The organism is Pseudomonas sp. Xaverov 259 (assembly GCF_019352915.1).
In the GTDB taxonomy this organism is placed as follows: Bacteria; Pseudomonadota; Gammaproteobacteria; order Pseudomonadales; family Pseudomonadaceae; genus Aquipseudomonas.
Map to the genome: position 1 here is coordinate 1 of NZ_JAAAFV010000016.1, position 23,663 is coordinate 23,663.

19 protein-coding genes are annotated in these 23,663 nt (G+C 59.3%); 7 read left to right on the plus strand and 12 right to left on the minus strand.

Annotation, left to right across the window (positions count from 1 at the left end):
- Nucleotides 1–134: 134 nt before the first annotated feature.
- The 5 genes from K0H48_RS02580 to K0H48_RS02600 form a co-directional block, all read right to left on the minus strand.
- The gene (locus tag K0H48_RS02580) at nt 135–1,109 is read right to left on the minus strand and encodes a D-glycerate dehydrogenase (RefSeq protein ID WP_219266289.1); all 975 of its coding nucleotides are present in this window, start codon (nt 1,107–1,109) and stop codon (nt 135–137) included.
- Nucleotides 1,106–2,398: an MFS transporter gene (locus K0H48_RS02585; RefSeq protein ID WP_056859255.1), complete on the minus strand. Its 1,293-nt coding sequence runs from the start codon at nt 2,396–2,398 to the stop codon at nt 1,106–1,108. Before K0H48_RS02585 ends, K0H48_RS02580 begins: the two co-directional genes overlap by 4 nt.
- 45 nt (nt 2,399–2,443) lie before the next feature.
- Nucleotides 2,444–3,385, minus strand: coding sequence for a sugar kinase (locus K0H48_RS02590; protein WP_219266290.1), 942 nt, complete (start codon nt 3,383–3,385; stop codon nt 2,444–2,446).
- A complete protein-coding gene (locus K0H48_RS02595; protein ID WP_219266291.1) occupies nt 3,378–4,160 on the minus strand; it encodes a sugar phosphate isomerase/epimerase in 783 nt (260 codons plus the stop codon). Before K0H48_RS02595 ends, K0H48_RS02590 begins: the two co-directional genes overlap by 8 nt.
- A 75-nt stretch (nt 4,161–4,235) precedes the next feature.
- The gene (locus tag K0H48_RS02600; protein WP_368862078.1) at nt 4,236–5,306 is read right to left on the minus strand and encodes a LacI family DNA-binding transcriptional regulator; all 1,071 of its coding nucleotides are present in this window, start codon (nt 5,304–5,306) and stop codon (nt 4,236–4,238) included.
- A gap of 246 nt (nt 5,307–5,552) precedes the next feature.
- Here K0H48_RS02600 and K0H48_RS02605 point away from each other — a divergent pair, with 246 nt between their 5' ends.
- Both K0H48_RS02605 and K0H48_RS02610 read left to right on the plus strand, forming a co-directional pair.
- A complete protein-coding gene (locus K0H48_RS02605; RefSeq protein WP_219266292.1) occupies nt 5,553–7,526 on the plus strand; it encodes a hypothetical protein in 1,974 nt (657 codons plus the stop codon).
- Nucleotides 7,527–7,664: 138 nt separating this feature from the next.
- Nucleotides 7,665–9,686, plus strand: coding sequence for a hypothetical protein (locus tag K0H48_RS02610; RefSeq protein ID WP_219266293.1), 2,022 nt, complete (start codon nt 7,665–7,667; stop codon nt 9,684–9,686).
- 149 nt (nt 9,687–9,835) lie between these two features.
- On the opposite strand, the gene K0H48_RS02615 is transcribed toward K0H48_RS02610, so the two are convergent.
- Entirely contained in the window at nt 9,836–9,979 is a 144-nt protein-coding gene (locus K0H48_RS02615) for a hypothetical protein (RefSeq protein WP_017135028.1), read from the minus strand.
- Nucleotides 9,980–10,676: 697 nt separating this feature from the next.
- Between K0H48_RS02615 and K0H48_RS30655 the strand changes: the two genes are divergently transcribed.
- Nucleotides 10,677–12,179 (plus strand): autotransporter outer membrane beta-barrel domain-containing protein, encoded by a 1,503-nt coding sequence (locus tag K0H48_RS30655; protein ID WP_368862079.1) that lies wholly within the window; start codon nt 10,677–10,679, stop codon nt 12,177–12,179.
- A 117-nt stretch (nt 12,180–12,296) separates the two neighbouring features.
- Here the strand turns inward: K0H48_RS30655 and K0H48_RS02625 are convergent, their stop codons facing one another.
- The 3 genes from K0H48_RS02625 to K0H48_RS02635 all read right to left on the minus strand — a co-directional run bounded on the left by K0H48_RS02625 (nt 12,297) and on the right by K0H48_RS02635 (nt 17,401).
- On the minus strand, nt 12,297–12,938 hold the full coding sequence (locus K0H48_RS02625) for a DUF1345 domain-containing protein (RefSeq protein ID WP_219266295.1): 642 nt from the start codon (nt 12,936–12,938) through the stop codon (nt 12,297–12,299).
- A gap of 203 nt (nt 12,939–13,141) precedes the next feature.
- The gene (locus K0H48_RS02630; protein ID WP_219266296.1) at nt 13,142–16,240 is read right to left on the minus strand and encodes an efflux RND transporter permease subunit; all 3,099 of its coding nucleotides are present in this window, start codon (nt 16,238–16,240) and stop codon (nt 13,142–13,144) included.
- A 6-nt stretch (nt 16,241–16,246) separates the two neighbouring features.
- Entirely contained in the window at nt 16,247–17,401 is a 1,155-nt protein-coding gene (locus K0H48_RS02635) for an efflux RND transporter periplasmic adaptor subunit (protein ID WP_026013522.1), read from the minus strand.
- Between the two features lie 171 nt (nt 17,402–17,572).
- Here K0H48_RS02635 and K0H48_RS02640 point away from each other — a divergent pair, with 171 nt between their 5' ends.
- Together K0H48_RS02640 and K0H48_RS02645 are read left to right on the plus strand one after the other, a co-directional pair.
- A complete protein-coding gene (locus K0H48_RS02640) occupies nt 17,573–18,274 on the plus strand; it encodes a response regulator transcription factor (RefSeq protein WP_017135033.1) in 702 nt (233 codons plus the stop codon).
- A 3-nt stretch (nt 18,275–18,277) separates the two neighbouring features.
- The gene (locus K0H48_RS02645; protein ID WP_219266297.1) at nt 18,278–19,579 is read left to right on the plus strand and encodes an ATP-binding protein; all 1,302 of its coding nucleotides are present in this window, start codon (nt 18,278–18,280) and stop codon (nt 19,577–19,579) included.
- Here the strand turns inward: K0H48_RS02645 and K0H48_RS02650 are convergent, their stop codons facing one another.
- The 3 genes from K0H48_RS02650 to K0H48_RS02660 all read right to left on the minus strand — a co-directional run bounded on the left by K0H48_RS02650 (nt 19,580) and on the right by K0H48_RS02660 (nt 21,361).
- On the minus strand, nt 19,580–20,254 hold the full coding sequence (locus K0H48_RS02650; protein ID WP_219266298.1) for an anti-sigma factor: 675 nt from the start codon (nt 20,252–20,254) through the stop codon (nt 19,580–19,582).
- On the minus strand, nt 20,251–20,778 hold the full coding sequence (locus K0H48_RS02655) for a sigma-70 family RNA polymerase sigma factor (protein WP_219266299.1): 528 nt from the start codon (nt 20,776–20,778) through the stop codon (nt 20,251–20,253). Before K0H48_RS02655 ends, K0H48_RS02650 begins: the two co-directional genes overlap by 4 nt.
- 61 nt (nt 20,779–20,839) lie before the next feature.
- Complete coding sequence (locus K0H48_RS02660) at nt 20,840–21,361, minus strand: DUF3455 domain-containing protein (protein ID WP_219266300.1); 522 nt, start codon at nt 21,359–21,361, stop codon at nt 20,840–20,842.
- Between the two features lie 139 nt (nt 21,362–21,500).
- Here K0H48_RS02660 and K0H48_RS02665 point away from each other — a divergent pair, with 139 nt between their 5' ends.
- Both K0H48_RS02665 and K0H48_RS02670 read left to right on the plus strand, forming a co-directional pair.
- On the plus strand, nt 21,501–22,280 hold the full coding sequence (locus K0H48_RS02665; RefSeq protein WP_219266301.1) for a class I SAM-dependent methyltransferase: 780 nt from the start codon (nt 21,501–21,503) through the stop codon (nt 22,278–22,280).
- Between the two features lie 82 nt (nt 22,281–22,362).
- Nucleotides 22,363–23,148: a sulfite exporter TauE/SafE family protein gene (locus K0H48_RS02670; RefSeq protein ID WP_200434777.1), complete on the plus strand. Its 786-nt coding sequence runs from the start codon at nt 22,363–22,365 to the stop codon at nt 23,146–23,148.
- Nucleotides 23,149–23,663 lie beyond the last annotated feature (515 nt).

The window sequence follows — 23,663 nt, forward strand, 5'->3', positions numbered from 1 at the left end:
TTTTTGCTTACTTTTTGGTCCCTCAAAAAGTGAGCCGCCGTCAGGGCGGAACCCTAAGCCGCCATCACCCAAGTAACGGATATGTACACAGCAGCGTGCCAGTCACCGAACACACCAACTGACCCACCGCAAAATCAAGCATACACACTCGTATTAACCAGATTCTTCGGCCGCTCCCCAGCCAGCGCCAAAAGCAGGTTCTCCACCGCGCAGGCAGCCATCGCCTCTCGCGTCTCGTGGGTCGCCGAACCGATATGCGGCGTGGCCACCACATTGTTCAAGCGCAACAACGGCGAGTCATGATTCAACGGCTCACGCTCAAACACATCCAACCCCGCCGCCCGAATCGTGCGCTGTTGCAGCGCTTCAACCAGCGCTACCTCGTCTACCACCTTGCCACGCGAGATATTGATGAAAATCGTCTCTGGCCCCATCAACCCAAACTCACGCGCGCCAATCAGCTTTTCAGTTTCAGCCGTGAGCGGCAACGTCAGGCACACAAAGTCAGCCTGCTGCAGCAACTCAGGCAAGCTTCGAAACTGCGCCCCAAAGCGCTCCTCTACCAGCGGCTTGGGCGAATGACTGTGGTAAATCACCGGCATGCCAAAACCGAAATGCCCGCGCTGAGCCAGCGCTTCGCCGATGCGGCCCATGCCGATAATGCCCAGGGTCTTGCCATGCACATCGGTGCCAAAATGCGCCGGCCCGATGTTCTTGCTCCACTGGCCGGCACGCACCATATCGGCCAGCTCGACCACCCGGCGGGCGGTGGCCAGGATCAGCGCGAAACCAGTATCCGCGGTGGTTTCGGTCAACACATCCGGGGTATTGCTGAGCAGGATGCCGCGCCGGGTCAGGTAGTCGATATCGTAGTTGTCGACGCCCACCGACACACTGGCCACCGCTTCGAGCTTGGGCGCCAGGTCGAGCAGCTTGGCATCCAGGCGCAGGCTGGCACCCAGCAGGCCGTGGGCGCCGGGCAAGGCGTCACGCAGCTGGGCCAGGCCGGGTTCGTCGAGGGCGTCGATCAGGGTCACATCGACCTGTTCGTGCAAGCGGGCCATCAACGGCGCGGAGAGTTTTTTGTACAGGACGACAGACTTTTTCATGAGGTTTTTACCTTCAACTCCAGGGTGGGCACCGGCACGCGGTCGCTGGCGCCGGGCTTGAGGAAAATCGTCAGCACCACGGCAAACATCAGCGCACCGCTCATCAGCAGGTACGAGGCGCCGGGTGAGCCGGTGCTGCTATTGAGGTAGCCAACCAGGTACGAACCGCCAAACGAGCCGAGCGCGCCCATGCTGTTGATCAGCGCCATGGCGCCACCGGCGACGTTGGCCGGGAGGATTTCCGGGACGATGGCGAAAAACGGACCGTAGGGCGCATACATGCACGCCCCGGCGATGACCAGCAGGGTGTAGGACCACCAGAAGTGCTCAGCGCCCAGTGCGTAGGACGCGTAGAAGGCGATCGAGGCAATCAGCAGCGGCGGCCACACAAAACGTTTGCGCTTTTGCAGCTTGTCCGAGCCCCACGACACCGCCAGCATGCCGATCACCGCCGCCAGGTACGGCAGCGCCGAGAGCCAGCCGGCTTCGACCATGTCCATCTGCAAGCCGGCCTTGAGGATCGACGGCAGCCACAGCACAAAGCCATATACGCCGATGCTCCAGCAAAAAAACTGCAGCGCCAGGATGATCACCTTGGGCGAACGGAAGGCTTCGGCGTAGTTCTTCACCGCCTTGATCCCGACCTGTTCGGCAGCCAGGGCGCTTTGCAGGTCTTGTTTATGTTGTTCGCTCAACCACTTGGCGTCGGCGGGTTTTTCATCCGCCAGCTTCCACCAGATAAACGCCCAGATCACCGCCGGCAGGCCTTCGATGATAAACATCCAGCGCCAGCTGAAGTGCTGCACCAGGTAGCCCGACACCACCGACATCCACATCATGGTCACCGGGTTGCCGAGGATCAGGAAGGTGTTGGCCCGCGAGCGTTCAGCCCGGGTAAACCAGTGGCACAGGTACACCAGCATCGCCGGCATCACCGCCGCTTCGACCACGCCGAGCATGAAGCGAATGGCGATCAGCATATAGGCGTTGGACACCACGCCGGTGAGTGTGGCCAGGCTGCCCCACAGAATCAGGCTGACGAAAATCAGTTTTTTAACGCTGCGTTTTTGCGCGTAGATGGCTCCTGGCACCTGGAAGAAAAAGTAGCCAAGAAAAAACAGCGCACCCAGCAACGACGACATGCCGGGGGTGATCATCAGGTCTTCGGCCATGCCGGAGGCCGCGGCGAAGCCGTAGTTGGCGCGATCCAGGTAGGCCAGGCTGTAGGTGATAAACACGATAGGCATGATGTACCACCAGCGGCGGGTGGCGAGTTTCACAGTTTCCATGGGGTTGCTCCTGAGCTTGTTGTAGTTGTGGCAACAGGGAGTGGGTCATGCAACAGATCGGGTGGGTAATTCAGTACGGCTGGGTAAACCTTCCATATCGCCACGGCTTTGCACGGCGCGGCTGCCGATCCAGTTGCCGCGCTGTACCGCCTCGGGGAAGCTCAGGTTTTCGAGCAGGGCGCTGATCATGCCGACGGCAAAACCATCACCGGCGCCGACGGTATCGACGACGGTTTGCACCGGCACGGCGGCGATAAAACCCTGGTCCATGTGGGTGCGGTAGTAAGCGCCGTCCGCGCCCAGTTTGATCGCCACGGCTTCGGCGCCCTGGTCGAGGTAGAACGCGGCGATGTCGGCCGGGTCGTCGAAACCGGTGAGCAAGCGGCCTTCGCTCAAGCCCGGCAGGACCCAATCGGCGAGGGCGGCGAGGGCGTTGATTTCGCCGATCATCTGCGCTTGGCTGGCCCACAGCGACGGGCGCAGGTTCGGGTCGAACGACACGCTGCGCCCGGCCTTGCGCATCTGCGTCATCAGCTCCACGGACAACTCGCGGGTGGCCTCGGACAAGGCGGGCGGGATGCCGGTGGCGTGCAGGTGACGCGCTTGCAGCAAGGCGGGGCTGATCGCGGCAATCGATAAGTGGCTGGCCGCCGAGCCTTTACGGAAGTACTCCACCTGCGGGTCGGCGCCGGCTTCTTCGCGGGACTTGAATTGAAAACCGGTCGGGTGCAGCGGGTCGACCGCCACATGCCGACAATCCAGGCCTTCGTTCTTCAGGGTGTCGACCACAAAACGCCCCAGGGAATCGTTACCGACACGGCTCAGCCACGTCACGTTGAAACCCAAGCGCGACAGGCCTATGGCGACATTGCTGTCAGCGCCGGCAATGCGCTTGTGAAACTGCGCCACCTGGGCCAGGTCGCCGGTCTGTTCGGCGACAAACATCGCCATGGTTTCACCAAACGAAAGGATATCGATCTCAGACATGGGCATTCTCCGCACGGGGCTGGCCAAGGAGGGCGAGGGCGCTCACCTGCTGGGCAGTGACGGCAACCAGGTCATCGCCTTGCAACGGGAATTCCACGGCCCGGGTAATACCTTGAGTCATATGCTTGAGCAGTTGTTCCCACAGATGCAGGTCGGTGGCGCCGGGTGGCAAGGCCACCAGCTTGCCGTCCTGGCGCCGCGCCACGGCCTTGCAGTGCAGGTAATCCACATGGCGGCCCAGCAGCCGCGCGGCAGTGAGCGCGGATTGGTCCTGCCACTGCCAGTTGCCGATGTCGAAGGTCATTTTTACCGGCAAGCCCAGGCGTTCCACCTCAGTGAAGAAACGTTGCATCGGCTCGATGCGCCCGCCGTGCAGGGTCTGGTCGTTCTCCACCAGCAACTTGACCGGGTGGCGGTTGAGCAGGGCGTGCAGGCTTTGCAGGTCGTTGGTGTCGGTGAAATAACCGAGAGAAACCTTCAGCCAGCGCGAGCCGAAGGTTTGGGCGCGGTCCAGGGTTGCACTGAGTTCAGCGTTGGGCTGGGCGCGCCCGGCGATCCAAAGCTCCAGAGGCGACGAGAACACCGATTCCAGGCCGTGGTCGGCAGCGGCTTGGGCGAGGGTGGCGGGGTGTTCGCTGGTCAACAGTTCTTCGCGCCACTCGATGCGTTGGGCGCCGGCGGCACTGAGCAATGGGACGAAACTCAATTGGCCCTGCTGGCGTACCAGGTCGGCGCCGTAGCTGGATAGGCTGATGGAAACTGGGTATTTATGCATTGTTGTTTACCTCTGAAACCGGTTTCATTTTTATACAAAAAACCAATGTGGGAGCTGGCTTGCCTGCGATAGCGGTCAATCAGACGAAGCCGTAGCCAACTGACCCATCGCTATCGCAGGCAAGCCAGCTCCCACAAGGGATTGGGTGGAGCCACGGATTATCAGCTCGGGCAAAAAATCCAGGGTGCGCGGCGGCGCGTCATCGCCGCGCAAGCGTTTGAGCAGGCAGTCAAAGGCGCTGGCGCCAATCGCTTCGGTGGGTTGGGCGAGGGCGGTGATACCGTTGCCCACCAGCGGGTACCAGTCCAGGTCATCCAGGGCGATCAGGCCAACGTCATCAAACAGCGTGCAGCCCAGCTTTTTGAGCGCGTGGGTGCAGGCCAGCGCCGCCACGCCATTGGCGCAGAACAACGCCTTGGGGCCTGGCTTGGCAAGAAAGGTTTGCAGACGGTTTTCCAGCGTGCCATCGAGTTCCAGTACCGCGCCGGTCAACCCTGGGCGGGCCGCAATCTCGGCATTGAAGCTGGCCTGACGCTCCAGGCGGGAGCTGGTGCCATCGGCTTTTTCGCTCACCAGCAACAGGTCGCGATAACCCTGCTGTGCAAGGTGCTCCACGGCAATACGCACCGCCGCCGGGTTATCCAGCCCCACCAGGTCGCTGTGCAACGGTTCGACCTTGCGGTCCACCAGCACCAGGGGCATTTCCCGTTGCAGCTCCAGCAGTTGGTCGAGGTGATGGCCGAGGGTGTTCACGATCAGCCCTTCGATGTTGTACGAACGCAGCGCCGCCAGGTGCTGGCGCTCTTGCTCGTCATCGCGGTCAGTGTTGCACACCACCAGGCTGTAGCCATGCTGGCGGCAGGCGGTTTCGACGCCGTGCATTACGGCAATGGAGTAGGGGTTGCGGATGTCGGCCACCAGCATGCCGATCAGGCGCGTGCGACCGCGTTTCAGACCGCGCGCCATCTGGTTGGGGCGGTAGCCGAGTTCGCTGATCGCCTGCTCGATGCGCAAGGCAATGGCATCGGAGAGCAGGGCACGGTCATCGCCGATAAAGCGCGACACGCTGGCTTTGGAAACGCCGGCGCGTTCGGCGACGTCGAGCATGGTCACGCGGCTGCGCTGGGCGGCGGAAAATGGAGTCACGGTGTCAGGCCTTTCTTATTGGATGTTGTGATGCTGTGAAACCGGTTTCAGGAGACCTCATTCCCGAAACAACGTCAAGTGTCATTCAGCGCACGGCGAGCGTTCATTCGCGCGTGCAACCGACGAATGGCGGTAAGACCTGTTAGTTCTGACAGTATCGGAAAGTTAAAAACGGGTATTCAATCAACGTCACAGCCTTCAATAAAAACCAATGACTGGCCCAATGTTGCTGTTACGGAGAATGATATGAGCCCCCCCTCAACTAATAGCAATGTTCAAACCAATAGTGCCACAGGTTTGCCCAACGGCACAGTTGCGAGCTCCGTGCCTCAAGCCCCTCCGCCAGTTGTTGTGGAACGATTGCCGAGTGGTGTAATTCCAACACGCTTTGCGAACGATAATCTTGAAGTGTTGATACCTGGCCCATGGATTGAACTGACTAGACCGGGGGCCATTGATTATATTGTTTTTGTTTTGCATGTTGTCGGATTGCAACTGCCTGTTTACGTTACACCGATGCCCGTGGTGGGAGAGTTGTTTCCCCGCTCCTTCCCGCTGCAGAAGTTTTTGCCTAAGGAATTGTTGCTGAATGACGCTGTCATCGATCTTTCTTATCGCATACACAATGACCAACCGGACGCGCCCGTGGCCAATTTCTCGAGCGCCGTCAGGATTATTATCGACCGCAGTGCGCCGGGTAAAGGTGAGGTGCTTAAAGCACCCGTGTTTTCAAATACTGTTATTACTACGCCTGATCTGGACAATAATTTGACACTGGATGTCGTGGTGCCGGGCGATTATAACGTTCGCGGCGCGCTTGACGAAGTATTTCTGTGGTTTATGGACAGCAATTCAGTTCCGGCCGGTTTGCCGATTCACGTTGAAAAAGTAGTTGCCGTGACAGGTGCAATTATTTTGAAGGTGCTGGTCGCGGAATTTCGCAAGTTCTCAGGTGCTCAACGATTGTATGCGGTGTACCGAGTCAAGGATGAGGCGGGTAACATCAGTCAACTTTCCTTGCCCGGAAGTGTCTTGCTGAGTCTAACGCCATTGCCCGGCAATTTGCCCGTGCCTACGGTGCCCGCGTTTGATTTTGACCAACTCATCAAGCGTGACGATGCGCGTAATATCGTCTCGTTTGGTATCAGCAGCTACACCAATTTTATACCGGGGGATTTATGTATCCCTGAATTGGCGGGCGTTAAACTTCCGCCGATACCTGTCACTTCATTGCCGTTTACCGGAACCCTGACCTGGCCGCAGTTGATTGCCAACGGTTCTAATCTGCAGCGAAAGGACAATGTGCCGTTTCACTATAATATTAGACGTGCTTCCGACACGGTAGGCCCTGGGGCGAGGTCTCCGCTGAAATTGCTCAATATGGATTTCACGGTATTCGGCCGCGATCACAATCAGGCGCCAGCGTTACTTAACCCCATGTTGGACTTGGTCAATCTTTATGGCGCGGTGTCCAATACGGCCAATAAACTCGACAGTCGCGACAGTATCGGACCTGTCAGGGTTGAAGCGCGCCTGTCCGGTAACCCGCAAATCGGTGACATGCTGTCACTGTACTGGCCGAGGCAGACAACACCGGTGGCGACCTATACCGTCAAGGTGGGTGATACCGCTGGCGCCCTCATTGTTTTTGACACTCGCATTAACTGGTCGATCATACAGGCCGGTGGTAATACGACTGCCCAAGTGTATTACGTGACCACTAACGGTGTTAACGAGCAACAGTCGGGTCATCAAAGTGTTGTCATAACCATCACGCCGCCTATGAGTTTTCCCAAACCCACGTTCCCTCAAAATGTGAACCACCCTGTTAAAATTATTAATTGCACACCGGGCCTTGGCCCAGACGGCAAACCGCTGCCGTTTCCCTATGAGGAATTTCAGATTCAGGTGACGCCTGGGGTCGGTGTATCAGCAGGGGATTTGTTTACGCTGGCCTTCCTGGGGTTCAAAGATTCCCCGGATCTTAACCCGTTGGTGTCGACGGCGCTGACCCTGAGTCATACGTGGGGCATCAATCAAGTGTCGCATATATTCAAAATCACGGATTATCAAAACATCATAAAGCCGCTGAGGGATTATGCCAGCGCATCAGCAAAATATAGTGTTTTTCGAGACGGCGCATTAGTCGGCGTATCGAAGGTCGGGTATGTACAAGTTGATCTTAAATATCCGAATGGGAAGTATTGTGGGCCAGCATAGCGCTGGATAAACCATTCATGAAGATTTAAGTGCAGGTAGCAGTGAGGTAAGTGGCGTGAGGGGGCTTCAGTCATCCAGAGGTCCTTGGTCGTTTGGTTTTATTCGGTAAATAATACAATTGCGAATGGAGAACACGACATGATCGGTAAACAAATTACGGTAAAGGCAATCCCTATTACCCCTGGAGCATTCCCTCCTGATATCCAAGGAGTAGACCCGGTAACACGGTATATTCCAGCGTCTGAAGCGGACAAGCCTATAGTGCTGACCATCACTTCTGGCGCAGGTTCAGACGCGGGTGACTGGGTTCGAATCTATCGAAGAGACGTCATAAATGACTTTCCTGACGCATGGACGTTGGTGGCTGAAAAGCAATTTGTAATCAACGCACCAGGCGACACGTTTACGGTGGATATTCCTGTCGTTACAAGTTCGGGAAAACAGCTGTCGGGTGATTTTCAAGTACGTTCGGAATTGTTCCAGAATATTGGTGCGGATCCAAGTATTCCAGGCGACGTAGACAGACCTGGTTCTCTCGGCCAGAGTTCACCCTTTTCAACTTATAAAATGGACCTGGATCCACCCTACTTAAGTCGCCAGCCACCTGCACCGATATACACGGGGACCTTCCCTCCGGGCCAGGTTATTAGTCTGGCACAACTGACGCAGTTCAATTTGCCGTTCTCTATTCCTGACAACACAACGACGGGCCTCGGGGCTTGGAAGCCAGGAGATACGCTGACCATTTTCTATAACCACGGCACCCCCGCGACAGCCACAGAAGTGGCCAGTCAGACTCCACCCCGGCCCATGACACAAACCGGTAACACGGTGACAGTGCTCGCCAGTGAGATCACGCAAGGGGGGCCGTGCTTCTTTACTTATCAAATTGCGGACGCGCAGGGCAATACAAGTTTGGTCTCTGCGCCTTCAATGCCGTTCACTATCGCGTTGGATCCGGCACCCGACAATTTACTGCCGATTATCATTCACCAGGCGCCAGACCTCGTTGATGACTTGGTCACTATTGAAGACTTGAAAACAGGCCCTACGGGCGTAATTCCGGCCTATACGAACGTTGACCTTACCAAGGACGAGTATCGGGTTCGATACAACAATGGGGCTTGGAGCCAATGGATTCGTGTCGCTTCGGTTCCAATCACGTTGGATCAGGCCTTGCTGAATCCGCTGGCTATAGCGGACTACGGCACCACGAAAGGCCCGAAAACGGTCGTTATCAACTATGAAATACGCAAAAATGGTGACACTTTCCCAGGCCCGATCACACAGTTCAGAGTGGACTTTAGTGTGACAGGGCCGGGCAATCCGGGCATACCAGGCAGTATCAATACCCGATTGGTTCCTGCATCGTTCCGTGGTACCGGCGCGGCTGTGGATAACGAACTGGCGTTTGCACAGGCTGGCCTGCCGGTTAAAGTTACGATCGAGTTATGGCAGACCACTGACCCTCTTGAAATGCCGGGGCCAGGCATGTTTCTTATCCTTGTAAACCCTGACGGTACGTTCATCGCGCCCTCTAAGGAACTCACCACTGAGTTACCTGGACAGCCTGTCTCCTGGGACATCGATTGGAGTGTCTTTCAACAACTGGGCAATGGCATACATAACCTCAGTTATGTCGTATCACCAACGGCAACGCCAACGGCTGCTACTAACCTCAATCGCGCGGCTCCTACACCGGTTAAAGTGCTGGATGCGGTAACTACACCCCTGCCCGCGGCCCGATATATCGGTGCGACGACGGGGACGTTTGGTCAATGGGCCTGCCAAGCACTAACAGCAGCGCCGCCGATAAACTGGGAAGGCAGGATTACTGTGCCAGGGGACTCGAGAATGGTTGAAGGTCAGCTACTGACCTTGGTGCTGCAGGTGTTCAGGCCTCGCACGGGCACACCTCGGCTTTTTGACCAAACGCAGAGTTACAACGTAACCATTTCCTCTGCCATTAAAACTAATGGCTATACCTTCCAGATTCCCTACGCGGGTTTCCTCGAACATGCCCAGCTAGGGCGTGCGGAGTTGACTTACACCGCGCCGCTGAACAACGGCACGTTGGGGCGTGGTACCGCGGGCGTTAACGTACGTACGACGTTGAGTTACACACGGTGCGATAACGTGGGAGCAATCATCGTTCCTTAGAGGCGACATTGATACGCTGCAGGGTTCCCCTCTCAACTTGAGAGGGGAATTCCCTGACAGTACCGGCCGATTGGAAGACCCAACGTGCCGCTTTCTTACCAATAGGTTACAGATTAGTCCTACATCAGCGTGGCTGTTTAATTCTTACTCTACGTGCCGCACAGGTAAGGCGTCACTTTCAAGAAGTGAGCCGAACCGCTTTTGTAGGCCTTACCAAAAGAGTGATTGACCATGTCGGCACTGAACACGTTCGAACTCAAACCCTTGAGTGCGATGATGAAAGTCCCAACCATTACATTTTGTTTGTTTGCCGCGTTGCAGGGGCAAGCTCAGGCGGTTCAGCTGGGTAACGGTGAGCAAAGAACCATTGGCGCAACTGAGCAATCAACGGATTGGCAACTGGCGGGCCAATCAGCGTTGACGATGAACCGTGCAACAGCTACCACGATCGACCTGGCAAATTCCACGTTGAACATGAACAGCGGCAGTGTCGCGAATAGTGTGCGTGCTGCGCAGGGCTCCACAGTCAACATGGACGCTGCACGTGTTACTTCGAGCGATTCCCAATACGGCGCCGTGCGGCTGGACAGCAGCAAGGCGGTTATTAACAACAGTACCCTGACCAATTCAAATGGCTTAGGGTTGCAGGCGTTTGGTGTTGCAGGCGCGTTGAGGGGCTCATCGGCCGAAGTCAGCAACACGACGATCAGCGGCGCTATCGGCGGTGCGGAAGCATTCACTGGCAGTGAGTTACACTTTAAACAAAACTCGCTGGTACAAGGTACGGGAGCAGGGGCATTTGGGCTCTCCCTTACAGGCGCCACGGCGACGGCCACTCAAAGTACTATTATCGGCAATGGTCATGGCGTGACGTTCACGCGTAATCGGGACGACTTGACGGATGGCAAACTGGTTTTGGACCAGTCTGTAGTTGAGGGTCGTAGCGGCTCGGCCATCTCGGTCAGGGGCGCGCCAAATCGAGTGCCAGTGGTGTCCATCGATGTACTCAACGGTTCTACGTTGAAAGGCGGTAATGGCAATCTGTTGTCGGTGTCTGGCGGTGCCACGGCAACGATGAATGTGGATAACAGCCGAAACCTGGCCGGTAATGTAATCGCCGATGCCACCAGCACCGTGCGTTTGAACCTGCAGAACAACGCCGAGCTGACGGGCCAGTTGCAGAACGTCTCCACCATGAGCGTAGGCAATGCTTCCAACTGGAACATGACCGGCGACAGCCAGGTGGGCGCGCTGAATATGGCCGGTGGTACGGTGACCATGGGCGCGGCGAATGAGTTTTACCAACTCAACCTTCAGACGCTTTCGGGTAACGGCACCTTTGTCATGGGCACCGATTTTGACCAAGGCAAAACCGACTTTATCAATGTCACCGGCGAAGCCACGGGCAACCACAGCCTGGCACTCGCAGCCAGCGGCAGCGAATTGGTCAAAACCCAGGTTGTGCACACCGGCGGCGGTGATGCAGCGTTCTCCCTGGAGGGCGGCCCGGTCGACATGGGTGCTTATGCCTACAACCTGAAACAGGAAGGCAATGACTGGTTTCTGGACACGCAAACCCGTGTAGTCAGCCGCAGTGCCCGCGTGGTGACGGCATTGTTCAACACCCCGGTGACCATCATGACCGCCGAAGAGGGTTCGCTGCGCGCCCGTATGGGTGAGTTGCGCTACTCCCCGCACAGCACCGGTCTCTGGATCCGTGGTTTCGGCAGTAAATATGATGTGTCCCAGAGTTCGGGCACCGGCTACTCGCAGAACCTGAAGGGTTTTTCCATCGGTGCTGACATGCCGCTGGGCGACAGCCAATGGAAAGTGGGTGTATTCGGCGGCCACAGTAACTCTGACGTAAACCCGGCTCGCGGCGCTGCCGGTACCGTCAAGAGCTACTTCCTGGGTACCTATGCAACCTGGATGGACGAAGAAAGCGGTTTCTACTTTGATGCCGTCGCTAAAGCCAACCGGTTCCAGAACGAGGCCAAGGCAACCCTCAGTGACAACACGTCCACCAAGGGTGGCTACAACAACGTAGGCGGTGGTGTATCGGCTGAGTTCGGCCGTCATATCAAGCTCGGTGACAGCTCCTTTATTGAACCCTACGGCCGACTGTCGACCATCGTGGTCCAAGGTGGCACGTACAGCCTGAAAAACGGTTTGCAAGTGGAGGGTGAACGCACCCGCTCAAGGACCGCCGAGGCCGGCGCGACCGTTGGCCATGAGTTCCAACTCGATGATGGCACGCTGATCAAGCCTTACCTGCGTGCAGCAGTGGTCCACGAGTTTGCCAACAACAATAAGGTCCTGGTCAACAACCAGACCTTCAACAATGATCTGTCGGGCTCGCGCGCCAAGTACGGTGCCGGTGTGGCGGTGTCGTTTACCCAGGACCTGCAGGCGCATATCGACGTGGAAACCAGCACCAGTGACAAAATCAAGCAAAAAGCCGCTGTTAACGTTGGCCTGCGTTACGCGTTCTAAATAAACAGGCAAGTCTAAAAAGCCCTGATCGCAAGATCAGGGTTTTTTTTGTCAGCTCAAAAGCGCTATGCACCAGCTTTTCCCAGTGAGCTCAGGCTTGTCGCCATGCATTAAGGTTCAACTGAACAGTCCGGCAGCAATATTGATCGAGAAACCCAGAATCGCCGTATTGAACAGAAACCCAATCAACGACTGCCCCAGCACAACTTTGCGCATTGCACGTGTTGCAACCCCCACATCCGCGGTTTGCACCGCCACGCCGATGGTGAATGAGAAATACAGAAAGTCCCAGTAATTGGGGTTGCGCAGCCCTTCGGCAAAGCGCAGCGCCGGCTCGTCGCCGTCCCAGGTGTAGAACAGGCGGGCGTAATGCACGCTGAAAATCACCCCGGTCAGCAACCACGAACCAATCACCGTCATGCCGGTAAAACCGTAGTGCAGCAGGCGCGCCGTGCTGTCCAGGTCTTTGCTGCCCACCAGGTTCACCGTGATGGTTGCAAGGCTGGCTATCGCGGCAATGCACACCATGAACAGCACCAACCCGGCGTTTTCATCCTCGATCTCGGCGATGCGTTTTACGTCATCGGCACGTGAACGGCTGGTGAGCCACAGCATCAATGCCAGGTAGGTCCAGACCCCGGCATTCCAGCCAATCAGGATTTTGCTGATCAGCGTATCGGCCGGCGCCAAAATGCCCACGGCAAGGCCAAGCACGGCGGCGGATGAGAGGCGAGGGTGGGTGCGGGCGAGGAAGGCCATAGGTGCTCACAACAAGGGGAGGTTGTGAGCACCATAGCTTATTCAGGCGGACTTGATGATGAACTGCACGATGCCCTCTGTGGGAGCGGCGGTTCGACGCTTCGACTTGCTCGCGAAGGCGGTGTGTCAGTATCGGATGTGCTGTCTGACACGCCGCCTTCGCGAGCAAGCCCGCTCCCACATTTTGACCGAGTTCTGTCGGGTTAATCAGGCTTGCTGCGCTTGCGCACCAGCTTCATCACCACCACAAAGAACACCGGCACAAACACCACCGCCAGCGTCGCGGTGATCATCCCGCCGATCACGCCTGTACCAATCGCCTGCTGGCTCGCCGAGCTGGCACCAGTGGCAATCGCCAATGGCACCACACCGAGGATAAACGCGAGCGAGGTCATGATGATCGGCCGCAACCTCAGCCGCGCGGCTTTCAGGGTGGCCTCGATCAGATCCTCACCCTGGTCAACCAGGTCCTTGGCAAACTCGATGATCAAGATCGCGTTCTTCGCCGACAAACCGATGATAGTGATCAAGCCGACCTTGAAGAACACATCATTGGGCATACCGCGCAAGCTCACCGCCAATACGGCGCCAAGCACACCCAGCGGCACCACGAGTAACACCGAGGTCGGAATCGACCAGCTTTCATACAGCGCCGCCAGGCACAGGAACACGATCAGCAGCGACAGGCCCAACAGCAACGGTGCCTGAGAGCCGGACAAACGTTCCTGCAACGACAACCCGGTCCATTCCTGGCCCAGGCCGGCCGGCAATTGGCTGACCAGGCGCTGGATTTCTTCCATGGCCTCACCGGTGCTGTGCCCCGGCGCCGCTTCGCCGCTGATTGAGATGGCCGGGTAGCCGTTGTAGCGCGTCAGTTGCGCCGGGCCTTGGGTCCAGCTGGCCTCAACAAAGGATGACAGGGGCACCATCTTGCCGGCGTTATTGCGCACGTTGATCTTCATCAAGTCCGCCACCTGGCTGCGTTGGTCGCCTTCAGCCTGCACCACCACCCGCTGCATGCGGCCCTGGTTGGGGAAGTCGTTGACATAGGCCGAGCCGATGGCCGAGGACAGCACATTGCCCACATCGGCAAACGACACGCCCAAGGCGTTGGCTTGCTTGCGGTCCACCTGCAACTGCACTTGCGGTGCTTCGGCCAAGGCACTTTCACGCACGTTGGCCAGGATCGGGCTTTTTTCCGCGGCGGCCAGTAACTCGGTGCGTGCTTGCATCAACGCGGCATGGCCGACGCCGCCACGGTCCTGCAAACGGAACTCGAAGCCGCTGGAAGTACCCAGGCCGTCTACCGGCGGCGGCAGGATCGCGTAGGCAATCGCATCCTTTAGCTCACTGAACGCGGCGTTGGCACGCTCGGCAATTGCCGAGGCCGAATCTTCGCTGCTGCGCTGGGACCAATCCTTGAGCGTGGTAAAGGCCAGCGCCGCGTTTTGCCCGGAGCCGGAGAAGCTGAAGCCCATGATCATGGTGGTATCGCCCACTCCAGGCTCGCCGGCGTTGTGCGCTTCGATCTGCTGGGCCACCTGCACCGTGCGGTTCTTGCTTGCGCCCGGTGGCAGCTGGATATCGGTGATGGTGTAACCCTGGTCTTCCACCGGCAGAAACGAGGAGGGCAGGCGACTGAACATCCACCCCAGGCCCACCAGCAGCACCAGATAAATCAGCAGGTAGCGGCCGCTGCGCTTGAGGGCATAGGCTACCCAGCCTTCATAGCGGTCGGTGAGGCTCTCAAAGCGCCGGTTGAACCAGCCGAAGAAACCGCCCTTGGCGTGGTGCTCGCCCTTGGCGATCGGCTTGAGCAAGGTGGCGCACAGCGCCGGCGTCAAGGTCAGGGCCAGGAACGCCGAGAACAGGATCGAGGTGGCCATCGACAGCGAGAACTGCTGGTAGATCACCCCCACCGAACCCGGCATGAACGCCATCGGCAGGAACACCGCTACCAGCACCAAGGTGATACCGACGATGGCGCCGGTGATCTGGCCCATGGCTTTTTTCGTCGCGTCCTTGGGCGACAGGCCTTCGGTGGCCATGATGCGCTCGACGTTTTCCACCACCACAATCGCATCGTCCACCAGGATGCCGATCGCCAGCACCATGCCGAACATGGTCAGCACGTTGATCGAGAAACCCAGCAACAGCATGGTGGCGAAGGTGCCCATCAGTGCAATCGGCACCACCAGAGTGGGGATCAAGGTGTAGCGCACGTTCTGCAGGAACAGGAACATCACCGCAAACACCAGCGCCATTGCCTCAAGCAAGGTGTAGACCACCTTGGTGATCGAGACTTTGACGAACGGCGAGGTGTCGTAAGGGATCTTGTACTCTACGTTGGCCGGAAAGTAGCGCGACAGCTCGTCCATCTTCGCCCGCACCAGGGTGGCGGTGTTCAGCGCATTGGCGCCGGGCGACAGTTGCACGCTGACGGCGGTCGACGGTTTGCCATTCAGGCGCGTGGAGAACTGGTATTCCTGGCTGCCGACTTCCACCCGCGCCACATCGCCGATGCGCACGGTGGAGCCGTCGGGGTTGGCCTTGAGCACGATGTCGGCAAATTCCGCCGGGGTCGACAACTGGCCTTTGACCAGGATTGCGGCAGTGATTTCCTGGGTCTTGGTACCCGGCAAATCGCCAATGCTGCCCGCCGAGACCTGGGCGTTCTGCGCGCTGATTGCGGCGTTCACGTCGGCCGGCGTCAGGTTGAAGCCGATCAGCTTTTGCGGGTCGATCCAGATGCGCATGGCGCGTTCGGCGCCGTACAGCTGGGCCTTGCCCACACCGTCCAGGCGCTTGAGTTCGTTCATCACGTTGCGCGCCAGGTAATCGCTGAGCGCTACGTCGTCAAGCTTGCCGTCGTTGGAGGTCAGGGTCACCAGCAGCAGGAAGCCGGCGGAGACTTTCTCCACCTGCAAACCTTGCTGAGTCACGGCTTGCGGCAAGCGCGGCTCTACCGCTTTAAGGCGGTTTTGCACGTCCACCTGGGCCATTTCCGGGTTGGTGCCCGGCTGGAAGGTCGCGGTGATGGTGGCCGAGCCCAGGCTGCTTTGGGATTCGAAGTACAGCAAGTGATCGGCGCCGTTAAGCTCCTGCTCGATCAGGCTGACCACGCTTTCATCCAGGGTCTGGGCCGAGGCGCCCGGGTACACCGCGTAGATCTCCACTTTCGGCGGCGCAACGTTGGGGTACTGAGCCACCGGCAACTGCGGGATGGCGAGCGCGCCGGCCAGCAGAATAAAAAGGGCCACCACCCAGGCGAAAATCGGGCGGTCAATAAAGAACTGCGGCATGGCGGGTTATTCCTTGACTGGCTGGCCGGAGGCGGGACTGTCGTCCACTTCGACTTTTTCACCGGGGCGCGCGTGTTGCAGGCCTTCGACGACGATACGGTCACCGGGCTTGAGGCCGCTGCTGACGATCCAGCGGTCCTCGATCACCGCGCCAAGTTCTACCGGCTGCTGGCTGACGGTCTGCTCGGCATCCAACAGCAGCACCATCGGGATGCCGGCGCTGTCACGGGTGATGGCGCGTTGCGGCACGCTGATACCTTGCTTGTCCACGGCCTGTTCGAGGCGCACGCGCACAAAACTGCCCGGCAACAGGTCGAGGTCCGGGTTGGGGAACTCGCTGCGCAGGATGATCTGCCCGGTGCCCGGGTCGACGCTGATTTCGGCAAACAGCAGCTTGCCCGGCAACGGGTATAAGCTGCCGTCGTCCTGGATCAGCGTGGCCTTGGCCTGGTCCTGGCCAACCTGCTTCAAGCTGCCGGCGCGAAAGGCGCGGCGCAGGTCATTGAGCTCGCGGGTCGACTGGGTGAGGTCGGCGTGGATCGGGTCCAGTTGCTGGATGATCGCCAGCGGCGTGGCTTCGTTCTGGCCGACCAGCGCACCTTCGGTCACCAGCGCACGCCCGATACGCCCGGAAATCGGCGCGGTGACGGTGGCATAGCCCAGGTTCAACCGGGCGCGCTCGACCGCGGCCTTGTTGGCGGCGACTTCGGCGTTGGTCTGGCGCACGGCAGCGCGGGCGTTGTCGTAGTCCTGGCCGCTGATGGCGTTGCCTTCGACCAACTGGCTGTAGCGCTGCTCTTGCAGGCGCGCCTGGAACGCATTGGCCTCGGCCTTGCTCAGGTTGGCCTGGGCGCTGTCCAGGTCGGCCTTGAACGGCGCGGGATCGATGCGAAACAGCACATCGCCCTGTTTGACGTCGTGGCCTTCCTTGAACACCCGCTGCATCACCACGCCGGCGACCCGTGCGCGCACTTCGGCAATGCGCGGCGCGGCGATACGCCCGCTCAATTCGCTGGTGATCGACAGGGGTTTGGCTTGCAGGGTTTCGATGCGCACTTTGGCCAGTGGCGCCTCTGGCGCTTCATCGGCCGACTGGCCACAGCCACTCAGGGCCAGCGTCAGGGCCAGCAGGCAAAACGGCGCAAACAGATTCTTCGACATGCTCATATCCCAATATTGACTGGCGCATCCTAAAGACACCTGCGCCGTGGTGCTGTGAAGCTGTGTAGGCCGTGTGTGAAGAAGTGTAAGGTGCGGCGCGCGGCGCGCCGGGGGCGTATATCCTTGCACAATCCTGCAACACACCAACAAACAGTATTATTTGGAAACACCATGCCCAATATCCTCCTGGTGGAAGACGACGCCGCACTCTCCGAGCTGATTGCCAGCTACCTGGAACGCAATGGCTACCACGTCAACGTGCTCAGCCGTGGCGACCATGTGCGCGAACGGGCGCGGCTTAACCCGCCGGACCTGGTGATCCTCGACCTGATGCTGCCCGGCCTCGACGGCTTGCAGGTGTGCCGCCTGCTGCGTGCCGACTCGGCGGGCCTGCCGATTCTGATGCTCACCGCCCGCGATGACAGCCACGATCAGGTGCTGGGCCTGGAGATGGGCGCCGATGACTACGTCACCAAACCTTGCGAGCCGCGCGTGCTGCTTGCCCGTGTACGCACCTTGCTGCGCCGCAGCAGTTTGTCCGAACCACAGGTGGCCAACGACCAGATCGTCATGGGCAACCTGTGCATCGACCTGTCGGAGCGCACCGTAACCTGGCGCGAGCAGGCGGTGGAGCTGTCCAGCGGTGAGTACAACCTGCTGGTGGTGCTGGCCCGGCACGCCGGTGAAGTGCTCAGCCGTGACCAGATCCTGCAACGCCTGCGCGGTATCGAGTTCAATGGCACCGACCGCTCGGTGGATGTGGCCATCTCCAAGCTGCGGCGCAAGTTCGACGACCACGCAGGCGAGGCGCGCAAGATCAAGACCGTGTGGGGCAAGGGCTATCTGTTCAGCCGTTCCGAGTGGGAATGCTGATCGATGTTTCGTGTACTGCTGCGCCTCTACCTGATCACCATCATTACCTTCAGTGCTGCGATCTTCCTGATTCCCAAACTGGTGATTCAGCTGTTTGAACACCGCTACATGGACTACAACGTCGAACAGACCCGTGGCCTGCAAAAGCTTATCGTCAAGCAGTATCTGCGCGCGCCGGTGGAGCGTTGGTCGCACGTGACCGAGCAACTGAACCGGGATTTCGCACCGCTGCAAGTCAAGTTGCTGCTGCGCCAGGACGCCAGCTATACGCCTGAGGAGGAACAACTGCTGGAGCACGGCAAGCCGGTGATCCGCCTGGGCGAGTGGGGTTGGATGGAAGACATCAGCTCGCCGATCAACCAGCAGTTTGCGGTGAAACTGAGCATCCCGCCCGACCCGCTGGACATGAACCTGCTGTACTGGTCGATGAACGTACTGATCGGCGCCGCCTTGCTTGCTTGCCTGCTGTTCTGGCTGCGCCCGCACTGGCGTGACCTGGAGCGCCTGAAAAGCACCGCCGCGCAATTGGGCCGGGGCAACCTCAGCGAGCGCACACAGATTCCCGCCAGCTCCAACATCGGCAGCCTGGCGTCGGTGTTCGACACCATGGCCGACGACATCGAAGGCCTGCTCAACCAGCAGCGCGACTTGCTCAACGCCGTGTCCCATGAACTGCGCACGCCGCTGACGCGCCTGGACTTCGGCCTGGCCCTGGCGCTGTCCGAAGACTTGCCCGAAGCCAGCCGCGAGCGCCTGCAAAGCCTGGTGGCGCATATTCGCGAGCTGGACGAGCTGGTGCTGGAATTGCTTTCCTACAGCCGCCTGCAAAACCCGGCGCAGTTGCCGGAGCGGGTCGACGTGGTGCTCGATGAGTTTATCGACAGCGTGCTGGGCAGTGTCGATGACGAACTGGAAAACCCCGAGATAGTCATCGACGTCGCGCTCGACTGCACGGTGGAGCGTTTCAGCCTCGACCCACGCCTCACCGCCCGGGCGTTGCAGAACTTGTTGCGCAATGCCACGCGTTATTGCGACAGGCGCATCCAAGTGGGGGTCAAGGTGTGCGCCGACGGCTGTGAAATCTGCGTGGACGATGACGGCATCGGCATTCCGGTGGAACAGCGCGAGCGTATCTTCGAACCCTTCTATCGCCTCGACCGCAGCCGCGACCGCGCCACCGGCGGCTTCGGCCTTGGCCTGGCGATCAGCCGGCGCGCCATGGAAGCCCAGGGCGGCACCTTGACGGCCCTGGCCTCGCCTCTGGGCGGGGCGCGGTTCAGGGTGTGGTTGCCCAGCTCCAGCTGATCAAAGCACTTTGACCGCGCGGCCGATGGCCTGGATCGGCCCGGTCGGCTTGCCGGTCGGTGAGCCGCGAGGGTCCTCCAGGGTCAGCTCGAACAGCTGGTTGGGTGTGAGCGGCGGCAGTTTGTCCAGCGGCACCGACAAGGTTTGCCCCGGCTTGACCAGTCCCAACGAAACCGGAGCCTGCCAGCCGTCGCCTTTGGTCCAGAATTGCAGGGCTTTGTCGCTCGGTACCTCCATCACACCCAACGGAATCAACTGTATCTGCTGATCATGGCTGGCCTGGATCACCCAGCCGGGTGCCTGGCTCTGTGGCGCTACCAGCACCACCACAAAGGTCGGATCGGCTACGGGTGGGCGGGTCAGCAACAGCGCGGCCAACACCAGAGTGGTCACCAGGCCAGCGCCGGCTAACCCACGCCAGAGCGCCAGCAGGTTCCACCACGGCACGTCAGTATTCTGATTGGCCGTGTTGCGTTCGATGCGCCGCCACAGTTGCGCGGACGGCGGCACGGGCTCGGCCAAGGCGGTCAGCGGCAGCAGGCGCTGCTCCCAGGCATCCACCGCCGCACGCAGCTCGCTGTCATGTTTCAAGCGTTGCTCGACCTCGGCGCGTTGCTCGGCGGGCAGGGTGCCCAGTACATATTCGCTGGCGAGTTCATCCAGTGGGTTGCTCATGCCATGCACTCGCGCAGCGCGACGAGGCTCCGTTTGATCCAGGCTTTGACGGTGCCCAGGGGCGTGTCCAGTTTCCGGGCGATTTCGCTGTGGGAATAACCGTCGACATAGGCGTGAAGGATGCACGTGCGACGGGTCGGGTCGAGTTGTTCCAGGCAGCGGTACACCTGACCTTCTCGGGCGCTGAATTCGAAGCTGTCATGGGCTGCGGCAATCTGCTCGTGTTCATCACTCAAGGCCACCTCCCGGTAGTGATTGCGCACGGCATTGAGCGCCAGGTGCCGGGTGATGCTGAACACCCAGCCCCGCGCCGAACCACGGCTTGAGTCGAAACTGCCGGCGCCGCGCCAGACCTTGATAAACGCGTCATGCACGACATCTTCAGCCAGGGCTTTGTCGCGCGCAATGCGCAACGCCACGCCGAGCAAACGGCTACTGTCCTCGGCATAGAGTTGGCGCAAGGCGCGTTGGTCGCCACGGGCACACGCCGCCAGGCAGGCTTCATAATCAAACAAACACGGCATCCTTAAAAAGGCTGAGTCCTGTGGCGAGCGCACTCGCCACAGGCAGCGTAGCCGAGTTTGCTCAGTTGGCCGCCCAGAAGATGTAATCGGCCTGGTACTTCACCACGGCCTGCTGGCCTTTGTTCGCTGCCGTGCATTCGCTGCTCGGCGCCACGCCGCCTTTAAGCGCGACCCGCTGGATATAACTGACGCCGCTCATAGCACCTTTACCTTCGGCCGGGTTGGCCTTGACCAGTTGATAGGGCAGGTTGCCTGCACTCGAAGGCGCTACGGCCAGTTGCGTGCCGGTGATTTTCGAGCCGTCTTGGGCCTGCCAGGTGGCGGGCGGGCCGAAGTAGCTGCCCACTTGCTTGCCGCTGCGGTCATTCAACACGGCTTTTGGGCCGACAAAGAACCATTCGGTCTGGCCGACGGCGTTGGCTTTGTCGCGGCATTCGTAGGTGATTTCGCCGACCCCGGTGGTTTCCATCGCGACCTTGTGGCCATCCGGCACCTTGATGCTGTCAGGCAAGCCGGTCTGGGCGAAAGCCGCAGGCGCGACGGTGAGTGCAGCCGTGAGGCAAAGCAGTGCTTTAGCGTTCATGGGTAGTGCTCCATTTGAGTAAAACAGCGGGGTGACTGCAAGGACTACACGCCATACGCACGATTGGATGCACGGATTAGAAAATAAACCTTAGAGGGCGCACACTGTGCGCCCCGCTTTACCCGAGGAGAGAGTCGCAATGACCGGTGTTCACACGTCTGCTCAACAAGGTTTCTCGACCCAGGCCGTCACCTACGCCCAAGGTCGGCCGGATTATCCCCGCCAACTCACCGGCTGGCTGACCGATACGCTGCGGATCAACCCGCAGTCGAGCGTGATCGACCTGGGCGCCGGCACCGGCAAATTCACCCGCTTGCTCAGCACCCTGGCGCCCAGCCTGATTGCCGTCGAGCCGGTCGAGGCCATGGGCGCGCAACTGAGCAAACTGTTGCCGCAGGTGCGCCTGCTCAGCGGCACCGCTGAAGCTATCCCGTTGCCGGATGCCAGCGCCGATGCGCTGGTGTGCGCGCAAGCCTTCCACTGGTTTTCCACCGAGGCCGCACTGGCAGAGATCCACCGCGTGCTCAAGCCCGATGGCCGCCTGGGCCTGGTGTGGAATGTGCGCGATGAGTCGGTGGATTGGGTTGCGGCCATCACCGAAATCATTACCCCCTATGAAGGCGACACGCCGCGGTTTCATACAGGGCGTTGGCGCGAAGCCTTCACCGGTGAGTATTTTTCCGCACCTGAAGTGAGCTGTTTTGCCTATCAGCATGTGGGCAGCCCCCAGGAAGTGATCATGGATCGCTTCCTCTCTGTGAGCTTCATCGCGGCGCTGCCGGCGGCGCAAAAGGCCACGGTGACTGAGCAATTGCGCCAGTTGATCGACACGCACCCGGCGCTGCGCGGGCGTGACACTGTGGCGTTCCCGTATCAGACCCAGGCCTATGTCTGCCATCGTCTGGCAGAAAAAGCATAAAGTCAGATCATATTGATATAAGTCGTTATAAGAAAAATCGCTATCCTGCGGCCAGAATTTTATAAGGCCGCGGGTAGTTGTAATGGATGTGGGCAATTTTGGTTTTGTAGTCGCTGGCCTGATCGTTGGTTTTATCGTTGGCATGACCGGGGTCGGCGGCGGTTCCTTGATGACGCCGATCCTGTTGTGGTTCGGCATCAACCCGGCCACTGCGGTGGGCACTGACTTGCTGTATGCCGCCATCACCAAGTCCGGTGGCGTGCTGGTGCACAGCAAAAACCGCAACATCGACTGGACCATCACCGGTTGGCTGACTTTGGGCAGCGTGCCGGCGGTGCTCTTGACCTTGTGGTTCCTGGCCAGCCTGCACACCGATCCCAGCGCGATGAATGCGGTGATCAAGCAGGCGCTGGGTTTTGTGCTGTTGCTGACGGCACTGGCGATTCTGTTCAAGAAAAGCCTGTTGGCGTTTGCTCAGCGGCATGCCGGTGATGATTATCACATGAGCCCGCGTAACCTGAATGCGCTCACGGTGGTCACCGGGGCGGTCCTGGGCACCATGGTTGCGCTGACCTCTATTGGTGCTGGTGCGCTTGGGACTGTGGCGTTGTTTATCTTGTATCCGTTCTTGGCCACGCGGCGTTTGGTCGGCACCGAGATCGCCCACGCCGTGCCGCTGACCTTGGTGGCGGGCCTGGGGCATGCCAGCATGGGCAATATGGACTGGCACTTGCTGGGCTTTTTGCTGATGGGGTCGTTACCGGGGATTTACCTGGGTAGCCACATGACTGGCAAAGTCCCGGACGGCGTGTTGCGGCCGTGTCTGGCGATTATGTTGATGACTATTGGGTATAAGCTAGCGTTCTAAGGTGGGCGCTGGATTGGCTGCTATGGTGGTCGGGTGGTGTACATATCCATTTCTGCGGTAACGGCGGCTTAGGGTTCCGCCCTGACGGCGGGTCACTTTTGTAAAGACACAAAAGTAACCAAAAAGTCTTCGCCCCAACACTCGGTGCCTCGCTGTGGCTCGGCATGCCCGTAATCCGACAGGGATTTGGGGGGCCGCCGCCACGCGCCATCCATGGCGCGGGGCGGCTAAACCGGCATCCCTGCCGGTTTACCCCCCAAATCCCTGTCAGATTCCGGCCATCGTGTTTGACGGGGCGATTTCAGATCAAGATCAAGATCAAGATCAAAAGCGCAGATCAAAAGACCGCTGACTTCGTCAGCGAAAAGGATGTAAGAGCCAGAGCAACAGCAACAGCAACAGCAACAGCAACAGCAACAGCAGAGCCATACTCGGTCTAATGTGGGAGCTCTTCAGTGCATGCAAATCCGCAGTCGACTTCATTTTCAAAGCTGCATGCGGTCAACTGTGGGAGC

Coding starts and splice junctions, on each gene's coding strand:
- K0H48_RS02580 (WP_219266289.1), bottom strand. CDS start 1,109: ATGAAAAAGTCTGTCGTCCTGTACAAAAAACTCTCCGCGCCGTTGATG.
- K0H48_RS02585 (WP_056859255.1), bottom strand. CDS start 2,398: ATGGAAACTGTGAAACTCGCCACCCGCCGCTGGTGGTACATCATGCCT.
- K0H48_RS02590 (WP_219266290.1), bottom strand. CDS start 3,385: ATGTCTGAGATCGATATCCTTTCGTTTGGTGAAACCATGGCGATGTTT.
- K0H48_RS02595 (WP_219266291.1), bottom strand. CDS start 4,160: ATGCATAAATACCCAGTTTCCATCAGCCTATCCAGCTACGGCGCCGAC.
- K0H48_RS02605 (WP_219266292.1), top strand. CDS start 5,553: ATGAGCCCCCCCTCAACTAATAGCAATGTTCAAACCAATAGTGCCACA.
- K0H48_RS02610 (WP_219266293.1), top strand. CDS start 7,665: ATGATCGGTAAACAAATTACGGTAAAGGCAATCCCTATTACCCCTGGA.
- K0H48_RS02615 (WP_017135028.1), bottom strand. CDS start 9,979: ATGGTTGGGACTTTCATCATCGCACTCAAGGGTTTGAGTTCGAACGTG.
- K0H48_RS02625 (WP_219266295.1), bottom strand. CDS start 12,938: ATGGCCTTCCTCGCCCGCACCCACCCTCGCCTCTCATCCGCCGCCGTG.
- K0H48_RS02630 (WP_219266296.1), bottom strand. CDS start 16,240: ATGCCGCAGTTCTTTATTGACCGCCCGATTTTCGCCTGGGTGGTGGCC.
- K0H48_RS02635 (WP_026013522.1), bottom strand. CDS start 17,401: ATGTCGAAGAATCTGTTTGCGCCGTTTTGCCTGCTGGCCCTGACGCTG.
- K0H48_RS02640 (WP_017135033.1), top strand. CDS start 17,573: ATGCCCAATATCCTCCTGGTGGAAGACGACGCCGCACTCTCCGAGCTG.
- K0H48_RS02645 (WP_219266297.1), top strand. CDS start 18,278: ATGTTTCGTGTACTGCTGCGCCTCTACCTGATCACCATCATTACCTTC.
- K0H48_RS02650 (WP_219266298.1), bottom strand. CDS start 20,254: ATGAGCAACCCACTGGATGAACTCGCCAGCGAATATGTACTGGGCACC.
- K0H48_RS02655 (WP_219266299.1), bottom strand. CDS start 20,778: ATGCCGTGTTTGTTTGATTATGAAGCCTGCCTGGCGGCGTGTGCCCGT.
- K0H48_RS02660 (WP_219266300.1), bottom strand. CDS start 21,361: ATGAACGCTAAAGCACTGCTTTGCCTCACGGCTGCACTCACCGTCGCG.
- K0H48_RS02665 (WP_219266301.1), top strand. CDS start 21,501: ATGACCGGTGTTCACACGTCTGCTCAACAAGGTTTCTCGACCCAGGCC.
- K0H48_RS02670 (WP_200434777.1), top strand. CDS start 22,363: ATGGATGTGGGCAATTTTGGTTTTGTAGTCGCTGGCCTGATCGTTGGT.